Genomic DNA, 14,090 nt, shown 5'->3' on the forward strand with positions numbered 1-14,090 from the left:
CAAGGGTTGATTTTTATAAGTTTATATTTCCTGAGATTCTGGATTCAGGCCAGTAAAGGCATCTGTTAGCATATCTCAGGCAGGCATACAAAATACAATAAAGTAGGTGGTCTGCGCAGTACCTCAGAGGAAGAAGTTCTACAAGCGTTTAAGAGCAGCATGGAGTGTACACAACTGCTTGACTTTCACTCGCAGTACTAACCTTCACTTTGTGATGTAAGCAAGTAGCCACTAATTGAGTTGAGCCCATCAAGTAAGAAAATCCTTTTAAGGGCACTTTTAGGAGAACAGGGAAAAATATATAGTAGTAACATTCCATTATTTTTAGCCCACACTAAATAGGTGCCTCGCCACCCTAAAGTGAGGTGCTAATATAAAAAACGACCAGTTAGTATATGAGGCCCCCTTGAAGCACACCACTCTCGCCGCTGTTATCGCACTATTCAGCTCTAGTATTTACGCAGAAGAGCAGCCTTTCTACCTAAAGGCTTCTCTGGGTTTCACACAGTTTGACACCTCCTACCTGAAGGCTTCTCTAGGTTACACAAACCTTGACACCTCCGATAGCGCCTATGTGACCAAGGAAGACTTAGACTCTACTGGTTATGGATTTACTCTTGGTTATCGCATCAATAAGTATATTGCTATTGAAGCAGGGATGACTGATCTGGGTAGGAAAGAGCAATCTGCATATAAACTGATCGATGAAGACCATTCTGACAATGATGGCTATAGACATACCGAATATAGTCTTTCTACTGGCTATGATAAAACCAAGTATAAATCGTACAGTCTCGGCACAGCCTTTACTGCACAATTGCACAGGCACTTAAGCGCAAGCGCCAGAATTGGAGTTCACCAATGGCGTAAAACCTCTAGCGGCACAGCTAGTTACGTCTGGGTCTCTCGCGGGTACAACCCAAGTGGAGAACTCGAGGGGGCAGATGACTTCTGGTCGTCTGTAGATTGGGATGCTGAGAAAGAGAGCAGCAGTAATCCCTACTATGGTGCAGAAATATCCTGGTCTATTGGCACTTGGGATATTGGCCTTGAACACACCATCTTTGAAATAGAAGATGAAAAAGCTAACTTCACTGCACTGGGAATCATTTACAGCTTCTAATCTATGTAAAGCAATTCTCCCCGGGAGGAAGTAAGTGCCCACTTACCTTCTCCTAGAGCTTAAAACGGAACATCTAGAACCACCCCGTAGTCCAAACTTTCGAATCTGGTCATCTCCCCTGTACATCTCGCTGACATCCGTCAAACTATCGCCCACAATAGCTAGAAGTAGAATGAGGGCGGAAAGGAATCATGAGCACTATACCCAATACCGTGGAAGTCCTGGAGAAGCTCCGCTGGAATGCTCACCTGTGCAAACACAGCCACTTTCGAGCCTCTATGAAGGGGCGCAATTTGCATGTGCTTTGCGGGGTGCCCATCGTTGTCGTCAACTTATTCCTCGGTTCGCTTTTCTTCTCCTTGATCAATGCTGAGCTGCCTGATTGGACCAAGTGGAGTGGTGCGGCGCTGGCCCTGCTGGCCGCGCTATTGGGCGGTGTGCAAACTTTCTTCAATTTTAAAAAGAACTATGAGGGACACCGGCAGGTAGGCAACGAGTACCTGGCAATCGCCAGGGAGTGCGAGCGGCTGATCGCCCTTTACTTCGACAATATCCTGGATCTTGAACATCTATCCAAGAAGATCTCAGAACTGAATACACGCTACAGCGAAATCAACCAGCGAGCGGAAGAGTTTATTGTGTCAGATAAGGTATACAGGCAAGCGGTACATATCCAGAATCAAAAGGCCAACCGGGAGCCCTCCCTGGTAGAACAGATGCGTAATCGCCAGGCCGCTGCACAAAGAGTCGCCGAGGAGGCTCTCGAAATCGCAGAGAGCAGCCGCTAACTCCCCCATCAATACCGCAGTACTTTCCTGGGGAAGTGGTAACTTCCCCACTTCCTATAGTAACAAACCGAAAAATGCAGACAGATCACAGTAGTCATCAACCCAGCACAGACACTTACCCATTATGCTATTTAGCCACCGATATCGGCACACCGAGTAATATCGGCGGCCTATTTCGTATCGCCGATGCACTCGGCGTAGAGAAAATTTATTTAACTGGTGAAAGCCTGGTTCCACCTAATTCCAAAATTCGGAAAGTTTCCCGGTCTACAGAAAAGTACGTTCCCTACGAATATCACTCATCTGCAGTCAATATCGCGCAAACCTTAAAAAATAAGGGCTATCGATTAATTTGCCTGGAGATTGCCTCAAATAGCGTCGAACTCAAAGATACCCCCGTTTCCAAAGGGAATAAAATATGTTTGGTATTGGGTTCTGAAAAGGATGGGGTTAACCCTGAACTCCTTGAACTGGCAGATGCTGTGGTACACATACCTATGCAGGGTATCAATTCCTCAATGAATGTTACTTCTGCCTGCGCTATAGCGACCTATGCTTTACTGGAAAAAATTTAATCGGGCACTTTGACCATTATGTTTTTCTGATTAACATAATCGGGATCACCGCCCAACCTTTTATTGCAGTTCAATCCATTAATTGCCTGAATCTCTGCATTGCTTAAATTAAAATCAGACAATAAGAAGTTATTGCGTATGTGATCCAGGCTTTCCGCCTTGGGAATAACTATGCGATGCTGCTGGATATTCCACTTAAGGATAACCTGCCCCGAAGTCACCCCATGATTTTGCGCAATATCCACAATTACTGGATCTATGAGAGGTTTTTCATGAGCCTCAACACCGCTCCATGTAGATCCCGACCCCAAAGGAGACCAGCTACAAATCGCAATTTTATGGAACTGACAATAATCGACTAAAGGCTGCTGTGTGAAGTAGGGATGCAGTTCAATTTGATTACAAACAGGGCGCACTTCCGAGAAAGTCGCCAGTTGTTCAATATCAGATTTACGAAAGTTTGACACCCCCAGGGCCCGCACTTTTTTCTGCTGGTAAAGCGCCTCCATTGCTCCCCAGGTTTCCCGGGTATAGGCCGGCATAGGCCAGTGGATCAGATATAGATCCAAGTATTCCAGCTGCAATCGCTCCAGGCTACGGGCAAATGCATCGTGAGTTTTATTAGTTCCCTGCTCCGTATCCCAAACTTTACTGGTAATAAAAAGCTCTTCCCTCGCTAGGCCGGATTCTTTGATCGCTCTTCCCAGAGCTCGCTCATTTCCGTAGACCGATCCTGTGTCAAAATGACGATATCCCACAGACATGGCTTTCAAAATAACTTCTGTTACATACTCATCATCCTGCTGCCAGCTGCCAATCGCAGCCATTCCCATGCCGAGCTGAGGTATCTCTACACCGTTATTCAATTCGAGAAAATACATAATCAATATCCTTTCAGACTACTGAGCGGTAAATCAGCAAGGACCAAGAGGGAATATAACCGGGGTCACATTTATTTCGCTGAGTGTAGGCCGAACAGAAGTCAACGCGTAGAAAACAGCGAACACACGCCAACTCCTGACTGCTAATCACTCACCACGCAATAAAAAGAAACTAATTTTCTAAGTTCAGTGAATATAAGCGATTATTTTGGAGGAAGTGAACCCGCAAATACCGCTCCACGACTGACCCAGTTATCCAAATCCTCTGCGACAGCATCTTCTTCCACATATACCATGCCTTTTAAGGGGCGCCCAGTGTAATCCATAGGCCGTGTATAGCGTTCGGCCAACGCAGTTTGATACTCATCAGGCCCAACCCGGACCATCAACTCCTCTCCAACAACCCCACAGGCCATATTGCCATTCAACATAAAAGCGAGACCTCCAAACATCTGCTTTTCACTGAGGCCTTCATTTCCCTGAAGTAATTTGCGCACTTTTTCAGCCAGAGTTTCGCTGTACGCCATAGTTTTCTCCTTAATCACTTTTACCAGGCAGGAATACCCCCTCAGAAACCGCTTTTTTCTGAAAAGGTTAAAAACGATGAAATTTGAAAAGAATCGAGCGGAATTAAATGTGAACCCTAATCCCAGCAAGACATTGGATGGAGCAATGAGCAAGTAAACTGCAAATACAACAGATAACTGCACCATAGCAAAAACGTTATTTCGAATAATCGTTTAAGTATAGCAGTAGCTGAAGTTTCTACTTTAAGGAAGGGAAAAAATACGCCAGGAAATGAAAGGGCTGAAAAATATTACAGAAATATTTCTATTTTTACTAAAGATTGTGGTGACCTGAAACGGCCACCACAGTCTTTACGCGTACCTCGGCAGGCAAAAACCGAGGGAATGACTTGTCTTAGTCGACAAACACCCGCGCGTTGCGGAACAAGCGCATCCAGCCGGAATCTTCTTTCCACTCATCTGGATGCCAGCTATTGCTGACAGCTCGAGCAACACGCTCAGGATGCGGCATCATAATAGTCACGCGGCCATCCTCAGAACTCAGGGAGGTAATACCATTTACCGAGCCGTTGGGGTTGGCCGGATAAGTTTGGGTAATTTCCCCTTTGTTATTCAGGTAGCGCATCGCGATAGTGCCGGAAGCTTCACACTTCTTCAGCGCCTGCTGGTCAGCAAACTCCACTCGCCCCTCACCGTGAGCAACGGCAACCGGCATGTAAGTACCCGCCATACCTTTAAACAACACGGAAGGTGAGTCTTCAATGCCTACCAGTGCGAAGCGCGCTTCATACTGCTCAGAGAGGTTGCGCACAAAGCGCGGCCAGTGATCCGCACCTGGAATCAGCTCTTTGATCACTGAGAACATCTGGCAACCGTTACACACCCCCAAGCCGAAGGTATCGTTGCGATTGAAGAAGCCCTCAAACTGATCGCGGGCACGATCGTTAAACAGGATGGTTTTAGCCCACCCCTCACCGGCACCCAGTACGTCGCCGTAAGAGAAGCCACCACAGCCCACCAAGCCTTTGAACTCATCCAACGCTACACGGCCAGACAGAATGTCACTCATATGTACGTCGACAGCGTTAAAGCCAGCGCGGTGGAAAGAGTGCGCCATTTCCACTTGGCTATTCACACCCTGCTCTCGCAGTACAGCAACTTTCGGGCGAACACCTTTAGCGATATAGGGTGCGCTGATATCGTCGTTGATATCGAAAGTGAGGTTTACTGTCAGGCCCGGGTCTTCTTTGGCAATTACAGCGAATTCCTGCTCGGCGCACTCGGCGTTATCACGCAGGGACTGGATACGGTAGCTGGTTTCTGACCAGATCTGCTGCAATTCAGCACGGGAGCGCTTGAAGATTTCAACACCGTTATTGGTGATGCACAGGTGTTCGTTATTGTTCAGGTAACCGATCTTGTGGGTGGGTACACCCACAGCGGCAAAGCGCTGTACCAGCATATCCGCTTCACAGGCGGGAACCTGCAATACCGCACCCAGCTCTTCACTGAACAGCGCCGCAATCGGGTCTTCACCCAATTCGTAGATTTCCACATCCATACCCACGCGGCCGGCAAAGCCCATTTCCGCCAGGGTTGTAAACAGACCGCCGTCAGCGCGGTCGTGGTAGGCCATGATCAGGTCTTCATTCAGAGCCTGCTGTACCACCTCGAAGAAACCTTTCAGCTTCTTGGCATCGTCCAGGTCTGCGGGCTTGTCACCCAGCTCGTTGTAGACCTGCGCCAGACAGGAGCCGCCCAAGCGATTTTTGCCGGCACCCAGATCGATAAACAGTAACTCACTCTCACCTTTATCGGTGCGCAGCTGCGGTGTCACTGTCTTGCGGACATCAGTTACCGGAGTAAAGGCAGAAATTACCAGAGACAGCGGTGCAGTAACCGATTTCTGCTCGCCCTCTTCCTCCCAGGCAGTGCGCATAGACATGGAGTCTTTGCCCACCGGGATGGTAATGCCCAATTCAGGACACAACTCCATACCCACCGCTTCTACGGTTCGATAAAGTTTTTCCTCTTCACCCGGATGGCCCGCTGCACACATCCAGTTGGCGGAGAGTTTGATATCGGACAGTTGCTTCACTGGGGTACAGGCGATATTGGTAATTGCCTCACCCACTGCCAGGCGGCCCGAGGCCGGTGCATCCAGCAATGCCACCGGGGTGCGCTCACCCATAGACATGGCTTCGCCGGCGTAGCTGTCATAGGCAACGGTAGTTACCGCGCAATCGGCCACCGGCACCTGCCAGGGACCGACCATCTGATCGCGGGAAACCTGACCGGTTACAGTGCGGTCACCGATGGTGATCAGGAAGCTCTTGCTAGCAACTGTGGGCAGGCGCAGCACCCGCTCAGCCGCTTCATTCAGGTCGATATCTACTGTGGAAAATACCTTACTTTCCACCTGGCGAGTTTCTGCTTCACGGTGCATGCGCGGCGGCTTGCCGAACAACACCGACATCGGCAGGTCTACAGGCTTGGATTCAAACTTCTTGTCATTTAACAGCAAGTGCTTGTCTTCGGTAGCTTCACCCACAACGGCGTAAGGCGCGCGCTCACGCTCACAGATTTGCTCGAAGCGCTCCAGGTCTTCCGGCATAACCGCCAGTACATAGCGCTCCTGGGATTCGTTACACCAGATTTCCAGCGGGCTCATACCCGGCTCATCACAGGGCACATTGCGCAGTTCAAAATTACCGCCGGTACCGCCATCTTTTACCAGCTCGGGGAAAGCATTGGACAAACCGCCCGCACCCACATCGTGGATAAAGGCAATGGGATTGCTCTCACCCAGCTGCCAGCACTGGTCGATCACCTCTTGGCAGCGACGCTCGATTTCCGGATTCTGGCGCTGTACTGAAGCGAAATCCAGATCTTCAGAACTGGAGCCGCTGGCCATACTGGAGGCTGCACCGCCACCGAGGCCAATCAACATGGCCGGGCCACCCAGCACTACCAGTTTGGCGCCAGGGGAAAACTCGGGCTTGTCTACATGCTCTTCGCGGATATTGCCGTAACCACCAGCCAACATGATCGGCTTGTGATAGCCACGACGCTCGCCATCGAAATTTTCTTCAAAGGTACGGAAGTAACCGCAGATATTCGGGCGGCCAAACTCATTGTTAAATGCTGCACCACCGATCGGGCCTTCGATCATAATATCCAGAGCGGTAACAATACGCTCAGGCTTGCCATAGTTGGCTTCCCAAGGCTGCTCCCAGCCGGGAATGCGCAAATTGGAAACCGTAAAACCGGTCAGGCCCACTTTCGGTTTGGAGCCACGGCCAACTGCACCTTCGTCACGAATTTCACCACCGGCCCCGGTACCAGCACCGGAGAAAGGAGCAATCGCGGTAGGATGATTGTGGGTTTCCACTTTCATCAGCAGATGAATGGCTTCAGTGCTGAAACCGTATTCCTTGCTGTCAGGATCCGGGTAGAAACGCCCCGCTTCGCTACCAGTAACGACGGCTGCATTATCCGCATAGGCGGACAACACATTGTCCCCCCCCTTCTGGTACGTATTCTTAATCATGCCGAACAGGGAGTGCGGCATTTCTTCGCCGTCGATGGTCCAGGAGGCATTGAAGATCTTGTGGCGGCAGTGCTCGGAGTTTGCCTGGGCAAACATCATTAGCTCTACATCTGTGGGATTGCGCTCCAGCTCTTGGAAGCTGGTGAGCAGGTAATCAATCTCATCTTCGGCCAAGGCCAAGCCCAAGGTAACATTGGCATCTTCCAGAGCTTCGCGACCGCCCTCGAGAATATCCACACCGCGCAACGGGCGCGGCGCTTCTTCCACAAATAATTGCTCAGCTTGAGCAAAATCGGTGAATACCGCTTCAACCATACGATCGTGTAAGCGGGAGGCCAGCACAAGGCGTTCAGCTTCAGTTAACTCGACACCGGTAACGTAGTAGGCGATGCCACGCTCCAAGCGATGAACTTTGTTCAGGCCAGTGTTATGAGCAATGTCAGTAGCCTTGGAAGACCAGGGAGAAATTGTGCCCGGACGCGGCACTACCAGGATCAACTCGCCTTTCGGCTCGTGCTTTTCCTCGGTTGGGCCGTATTGGAGCAGTCGCTCCAGCAGGGCCATCTCCTGGTTATCCAGTGAGTCGCTGTCTGCAAAGTGAACGAACTCAGCGTAGAGATCGTCGATGGTCGGTTGCAGCGCGCGCAGTTGATTGAGCAGGTTTTTATGGCGGAATTTCGACAGTGCAGGAGCACCACGCAGAACTAACATTGCGGGAGATAGCCTCTTGTCTAAATGAGAAAGATTGCGCGAATGGGATTTCGCACAAGGCCCCGGAAATTTGAGAGGCGCAATTGTACCTGAAGCATCGCTACTCCAACACACCCGCCCGACACTTGGGTACACATGAACTAATTAGTAACCTGAATGTTCAAAAGACCAGCAAGCTTGGCTGTAAATAAACCAACTTTGTATCAAAGCCAGGCTCGCTTACCTAAGTCTGTAATGCTTTGCAAGCGCGCAGATCACAGTGTTCAAAAGACAAACTGGGCAGATTGTCGTCAAATAATGTAAAATTGGCGGACTGCGTCAAATTTTGCCTTCGTATTTGAGAGCGAAATCGACATACAGGGCCTTAGGCACAACAGCAAATAAACCAACGGACTAGCTAGAGAGGACAGCCTATGATGATGAAAAGCCGTATGCTGCGCTACGTCCGCCGTGTGTGCAAAGGGATCGCCTTGTCCTGCTGCGCCTCCCTGCTGGTTGCCAGTAAAGCACCAAATACGCTCGAGCGTGTCAAAGCCACCGGTGAATTGGTTGTCCTGTCACAAAACGGCCCCACCACTTATTACGAAGACGCCTCCGGCAACCCGACCGGCTTTGAATACGGCATGCTGCGTGCATTTGCTGAAGAGCTGGGGGTGAAATTGGTAATTCGCGACGTGCACGATCTGGACGAAATGTTCGATCAGCTGCGCGACCCGGAGGGTGGCGCGCACTTCGCAGCTGCCGGCCTCACGGTAACTCCAGAGCGTCGCGAACAAGTCCGCTTTACCCCATCCTATTTTGAGATTCGCCAACAGGTTATCTACCGAGTTGGCGAACAGCGGCCGCGCAAAACTAGCGATCTCGAAGGAAAAAAGGTCGCCGTCATTGCCGGCAGTGCTCACGCAGAAGAAATGAAGAAACTCTCCGCCCGCTATACCGAGTTGGATTGGGAGGAAGTTTCCGACGTGGACGCCATGGAATTGGTAGAGATGGTGCAGGAAGGAAAATACAATTATGCAATTGTCGATTCCAACGCCTATGCAGTTCACCGCGGCCTTTACCCAAACACTGCGGTTGCGTTCAACCTCACCCAGTTTCAGCCGGTTTCCTGGGCCTTCCCACAAAGTGATGACGACAGCCTCTATCGCAGTGCACGCCGCTTTATGTTGCGCGCCAATACCAATGGCATGATTGCCCAGTTGCGGGAAGAATTTTTCGGCCACGTCAGCGACCTAAATGTGGGCGGCGCCAAGGCCTTTGCCAAGCGCAGCCGCGAGCGCCTGCCCCAGTGGCGCGGCACCATGCAAAAGGTTGCCGACCAATATGACCTCGACTGGCACTTACTCGCGGCCCTCAGCTACCAGGAATCCTATTGGAATCCGCGTGCCCGCTCTCGCACCGGTGTACGCGGCCTGATGATGCTGACTCTGAACACCGCAAAAGATCTCGGTGTAAACCGCCTAAACCCCGAAGAGAGCATTGAGGGTGGTGCCCGCTATATCGTACAAATCCGCAACAAACTGCCGGATCGCATTCGCGAGCCCGACAGAACCTGGATGGCCCTGGCTGCCTACAACGTAGGCTATGGCCACCTTGAGGATGCCCGGGTACTGACAGAACGAATGGGCGGCAATCCAGATCTTTGGCCCGATGTGCGCGAACACCTGCCCCTTCTGGCCAAGCGTCAGTATTACAAGACCACCAAACACGGCTATGCCCGAGGCTGGGAGCCGGTGACTTATGTACAGAATATTCGCCACTATCAAGCCCTTCTGAGCTGGAGTAGCCGCATCGAGGAACAACGACTGGCCGCAGCCAATGATGAAAACGGTGGGATCCTTGCTGAGAACAGTGCAGTGAATTCCGAAGCCAGCGCCGCCCCCGCTCTCTAATCCCCCTCTAGGCCAGCTTAACCTGGCCGAAGAAAGCCCCTAATATCTCCACCTTAATCTATATTCATCTGGTCCCGATTGGAGTGCCTGAGCGATGGATAATCCAGATACGGTAAGAGAGATCGAGCAGTTTATTGACTACCTCGTGCAGGCCGGGGTGTACTGCAGAGAAGACGAACTGGAAAGTGTCTACCATCGGGAAATGCAGGTCTTCATACTAGACCCTTCGGACCGGGTCACAGTGGCAGACAAAACGGCCTTCATCAATATGTTTAAAGCCAAGCGTGACGCGGGTGAACTACCTCTCAACGACTGGAAAAAAATTCACCACATAGTGGCAAATGAAAACAGTGCTTTAGTAATCTTCTCGCGGAAAAATAATTTGGCTGGCCAGGAGCAACTGTTAAAACTGGCGATAGATTTGGTGTATGAAAATGGGCGCTGGCAGGTCACGCGGGAAGTTATATTCCTAAAGCCAGCACTTCCTGGTTCAAGCTAGAAATACTTCTTACTCTCGATTACCTTTAATCTGCTTCCCGAAAATCTGCCAGACGCCTCGAAAGATTTCTAGGTAAAAACTGCAAATCCTCAGGATCATCAATATCCGCAAGCACATCCAATTGCTGACACTGCATATCACATTCCTGTAATCGCTCCAGGGTTTGCTGGGCAACGACTTCAGTACTCCAACATATATCTTCAAACAAGCGAGAATGCAGATACTTCAATCCCAACAGGGTGTAGCCACCATCTTTTGCGGGATACATAACGGAGTCCGTATGCACTAGCGCCACAGCCGCGGCTCGGAGTCTTTCTGCATTTAATGCCGGGCAATCTGTCCCCATCAAAAAGAACCCCTGGCCAGCGGCGTAAGAACTTTTCGCAGCCTGCCACAAGCGCCGACCGAGATCACCTTCTGACTGGCTGTAAAGCTTTACTCCCCGAGGCAATTTGAACTCCTGCCAAAAAAGGTGCCGGGAGTTGGGCGCAGCATGCAGCTCGACAGGGCCCAGATCCGCCTTCACCGCTTCTGCCAATGTATCCTGTAATAACTGTAATGCGAGAGCGGCTGCGCCCTTCTCTCCCAAAGTAGGAATTAGCCGAGTTTTTGCATACCCTGGCAACGGAGCCTTAGCCATCACTACAAGACGCATGGGCGGCAATAGAAAACTACTCATAGCGCTTTGCCAAACTCTCTGCTGATACGCCCCGCCAGTAATCAAAACGCAATCGCCACATCAATAAAATAGTTCTCAATACGCCGTACTTTTCCCAGCGACGCCCTGAGGTTTCTACTTTTTCCCGAGAACAATAGGGCCAGTAATAACTGCGCAAACGACGACTCAGCTCAATATCTTCCATCAACGGCTGCGCAGGGAATCCACCGATAGCTTCGAACAAACCACGGCGCACAAAAATGGCCTGATCCCCTGTAGCAATACCACTAAAACGAGAGCGTAAATTAACTAGAGTCGCAATCAAAGGAAACCAAAAACTGTGTCCGACAATTTGAATATTAAAACGCCCCCAGTGGGCATTCTCCTTTTCGAGGTTTGCGATGGACTTGAGGGCATCTGCGGGTAGACGGCTATCGGCATGCAAAAACACTAACCACTGACCTTTAGCCATTAACGCACCGGCATTCATCTGAACCGCCCTACCCCGAGTGGCGTGGACCAGCCGCAAACCAGACTGCTCTAGAATCTCAACACTACCATCGGTACTACCGCCGTCTACGACAATAACTTCACAACCTTCCTGCACTTTCAAATGCTGCAAGTGCTCCAGTAAAGAGGATATTTGCTCCTTTTCATTTAATAGAGGGACTATCACACTGAATTGCATTAGTTGCGCCTCCAGCGGTTAAAAACCTCTAAGAAACGTAAAATAGCTGTTGGTGCGTGAGCACGTTTCCAATTGCCCGCAACAAATTTATTGGCTTCACTCATAGTGGGATAGATATGAATCGTTGAGAGAATCTTATTCAATCCCAGCCCATATTTCATAGCCAAAATAAACTCCGTAATTAATTCCGCTGCATTCTCACCGACAATGGAAACACCGAGTATTTTATCTTTCCCCGGCACCGTAAGTACTTTCACAAAACCTCGACGCGCGCCATCGACAATCGCTCGATCTAAATGTTCGAGATCGTAGCGGGTTATCTCGTACTTAACATTCTGTTTACGAGCAGCCTCCCCAGAAAGGCCAACACTGGCCACCTCAGGATCAACAAATACAGCACTGGGAACTAATGAATAATCTACGGCAAATTTTTTGAGATCACCAAAAAGTGCATTCACCGCCGCATACCAGGCCTGGTGGGAGGCCATATGGGTAAATTGATAAGGTCCAGCAACATCTCCAGCAGCAAGAATATGGGGATAGGTTGTACGCAGGCATCCATCCAATTGAAGCCTGCCACTTTCCTGCAAGCCCAAGTTTTCAAGCCCAAGACCTGCCAATTTCGCTTTTCTACCCAGCGCCAGAATTACTTCATCAAACTCCAACCTAACCTTATTGCCCTTATTCTGAACAATTAGGGTTCCACCGTTTCGTTCAGGACTACCCTCAAATTCAACGGCTTCATGATCTGTTAATATTTCTACACCATCGCGGGTGAGCGCCTCAGTTACGGCTGCGGTTACTTCCGTATCAAGCTCCGGTAATATAGTATCGGATCTCTCTACCAAGACGACTTGCGAACCGAGCCGGACCAATGCTTGTGCCAGCTCACAACCTATTGCCCCGCCACCTAATAACACCAGTCGGCGGGGCGGAGCTTGTAGCTGGGTAAAGCGATCCCACAAGGTATCGCTTGTGAGGTAATTCACTTGATCGAGCCCGGGAAACGGCGGGGCACTCGGCTCAGCGCCGGTAGCCAATACAATAGCTCTCGCCGTCAGTATTTGCTCTCCCCCATCGTTTAGACAGGTCTTCACCGTCCAGGGGTCTACCAACTCTGCGGTTCCCTGTAGTACTTCAACCCCAAGCTCGGTATAGCGCTCAACACTGTCGTTGGGTTCGATTGCTTGAATAGATTCTCTGACATGCTGCATAACCCGGGGAAAATCAATTACGGGCTCTTGAAGAATAACGCCAAACTCACTTGCACATCGCGCCCTATGGGCCTGCCGCGCGCACATAATCAATGCTTTGCTGGGTACACAACCGGTATTGAGACAATCACCACCCATTTTACCCGCTTCGATCAGAGTAACTTTTGCTTTGACCGCCGCAGAGATATAAGCCGTGACCAAGCCCGCCGCACCACCACCAATAACAATTAAGTTACGATCAAATTTCTTAGGTTTCTGCATAAATCGATCACCCGGCCTGACGCCTGCGCTTAAGCCAGTTGAGCGCATATTTTGCAATTAAGGGAAACACACCCAATAGAACAAAAGACAATAATAGTGGCAAAGATAAAATATCCTTGAGATTTTCCACTCTCATCAACTGGGTGCCGGCATTTACGTAAACTATCGTACCCGCCAACATTCCGAGCTGACTAACCCAGTAGAAAGTCCAGGCTTTAATATGGGTGAGCCCCATCAGGATATTAATTAGAAAAAAAGGGAAAGCCGGCACCAATCGCAGCGCAAAAAGGTAAAATGCCCCCTCCCGCTCAATCCCCTTATTGACGACTTGAAGCCGCTCTGAGAAACGCCCCTGAATATAGTCCCGGAATAAATATCGAGCCATTAAAAAGGCCAGGGTAGCACCGATACTGGAAGCAAAAGAAACGATTACAGTACCCCAGAAAAGACCGAACAATGCGCCGGCTGCAATAGTTAGAATTGCTGCCCCGGGAAGTGATAAGCCAGTCACCAAAATATAGAAGACCAGAAACAAAAACCCGACTAAAAGCGGCGACGACATCTGCCAGCGTTTAAAGTCCTCCGCTCCATCCTTTAACTTTTCCAGGCTCAACCAATGGTGTAGGTCAAGCAAGTAGAAAGCCACCACCAATACGACAATAGCGGCTACCAGCAGGATTTTTTTACTCATCGTTTTCAGGTTCCATCTGCCTTAACAGAAAG

General features: G+C 50.1%; 12 protein-coding genes. 5 read left to right on the plus strand and 7 right to left on the minus strand.

The window, feature by feature from the left end; translation table 11 throughout:
* Positions 1 to 406: 406 nt before the first annotated feature.
* From ACJJI4_RS14715 to ACJJI4_RS14725, 3 genes are all read left to right on the plus strand, one after another.
* On the plus strand, positions 407 to 1,123 hold the full coding sequence (locus ACJJI4_RS14715; RefSeq protein WP_444925636.1) for an outer membrane beta-barrel protein: 717 nt from the start codon (positions 407 to 409) through the stop codon (positions 1,121 to 1,123).
* Between the two features lie 191 nt (positions 1,124 to 1,314).
* The gene (locus ACJJI4_RS14720; protein ID WP_444925637.1) at positions 1,315 to 1,911 is read left to right on the plus strand and encodes an SLATT domain-containing protein; all 597 of its coding nucleotides are present in this window, start codon (positions 1,315 to 1,317) and stop codon (positions 1,909 to 1,911) included.
* A gap of 74 nt (positions 1,912 to 1,985) precedes the next feature.
* Positions 1,986 to 2,486, plus strand: a complete 501-nt coding sequence (locus tag ACJJI4_RS14725; RefSeq protein WP_444893068.1) for a TrmH family RNA methyltransferase — start codon at positions 1,986 to 1,988, stop codon at positions 2,484 to 2,486.
* On the opposite strand, the gene ACJJI4_RS14730 is transcribed toward ACJJI4_RS14725, so the two are convergent.
* The 3 genes from ACJJI4_RS14730 to purL form a co-directional block, all read right to left on the minus strand.
* Positions 2,483 to 3,367: an aldo/keto reductase gene (locus tag ACJJI4_RS14730; RefSeq protein WP_282933806.1), complete on the minus strand. Its 885-nt coding sequence runs from the start codon at positions 3,365 to 3,367 to the stop codon at positions 2,483 to 2,485. The genes ACJJI4_RS14725 and ACJJI4_RS14730 overlap by 4 nt on opposite strands.
* Before the next feature lie 203 nt (positions 3,368 to 3,570).
* Entirely contained in the window at positions 3,571 to 3,894 is a 324-nt protein-coding gene (locus ACJJI4_RS14735; protein ID WP_282933807.1) for a TfoX/Sxy family protein, read from the minus strand.
* Between the two features lie 394 nt (positions 3,895 to 4,288).
* A complete protein-coding gene (gene purL / locus ACJJI4_RS14740) occupies positions 4,289 to 8,155 on the minus strand; it encodes a phosphoribosylformylglycinamidine synthase (RefSeq protein WP_444925638.1) in 3,867 nt (1,288 codons plus the stop codon).
* Positions 8,156 to 8,568: 413 nt separating this feature from the next.
* Here purL and mltF point away from each other — a divergent pair, with 413 nt between their 5' ends.
* Both mltF and ACJJI4_RS14750 read left to right on the plus strand, forming a co-directional pair.
* Complete coding sequence (gene mltF / locus ACJJI4_RS14745) at positions 8,569 to 10,047, plus strand: membrane-bound lytic murein transglycosylase MltF (RefSeq protein WP_444911352.1); 1,479 nt, start codon at positions 8,569 to 8,571, stop codon at positions 10,045 to 10,047.
* Between the two features lie 94 nt (positions 10,048 to 10,141).
* Entirely contained in the window at positions 10,142 to 10,546 is a 405-nt protein-coding gene (locus ACJJI4_RS14750; RefSeq protein ID WP_444925639.1) for a hypothetical protein, read from the plus strand.
* A gap of 25 nt (positions 10,547 to 10,571) precedes the next feature.
* Here ACJJI4_RS14750 and ACJJI4_RS14755 read toward each other — a convergent pair whose 3' ends face one another.
* From ACJJI4_RS14755 to ACJJI4_RS14770, 4 genes are read right to left on the minus strand one after another with little or no spacing between them, the layout of a single operon-like run.
* Positions 10,572 to 11,225 (minus strand): TIGR04282 family arsenosugar biosynthesis glycosyltransferase, encoded by a 654-nt coding sequence (locus tag ACJJI4_RS14755; protein ID WP_444925640.1) that lies wholly within the window; start codon positions 11,223 to 11,225, stop codon positions 10,572 to 10,574.
* Positions 11,218 to 11,892, minus strand: coding sequence for a TIGR04283 family arsenosugar biosynthesis glycosyltransferase (locus ACJJI4_RS14760; protein ID WP_444925641.1), 675 nt, complete (start codon positions 11,890 to 11,892; stop codon positions 11,218 to 11,220). Before ACJJI4_RS14760 ends, ACJJI4_RS14755 begins: the two co-directional genes overlap by 8 nt.
* Positions 11,892 to 13,367 (minus strand): dihydrolipoyl dehydrogenase family protein, encoded by a 1,476-nt coding sequence (locus tag ACJJI4_RS14765; RefSeq protein ID WP_444925642.1) that lies wholly within the window; start codon positions 13,365 to 13,367, stop codon positions 11,892 to 11,894. Before ACJJI4_RS14765 ends, ACJJI4_RS14760 begins: the two co-directional genes overlap by 1 nt.
* A 7-nt stretch (positions 13,368 to 13,374) precedes the next feature.
* Positions 13,375 to 14,058, minus strand: a complete 684-nt coding sequence (locus tag ACJJI4_RS14770) for a TVP38/TMEM64 family protein (protein ID WP_413662980.1) — start codon at positions 14,056 to 14,058, stop codon at positions 13,375 to 13,377.
* Positions 14,059 to 14,090 lie beyond the last annotated feature (32 nt).

The sequence above is a fragment of the Microbulbifer maximicatervae (SeqCode) genome (genome assembly GCF_052467305.1).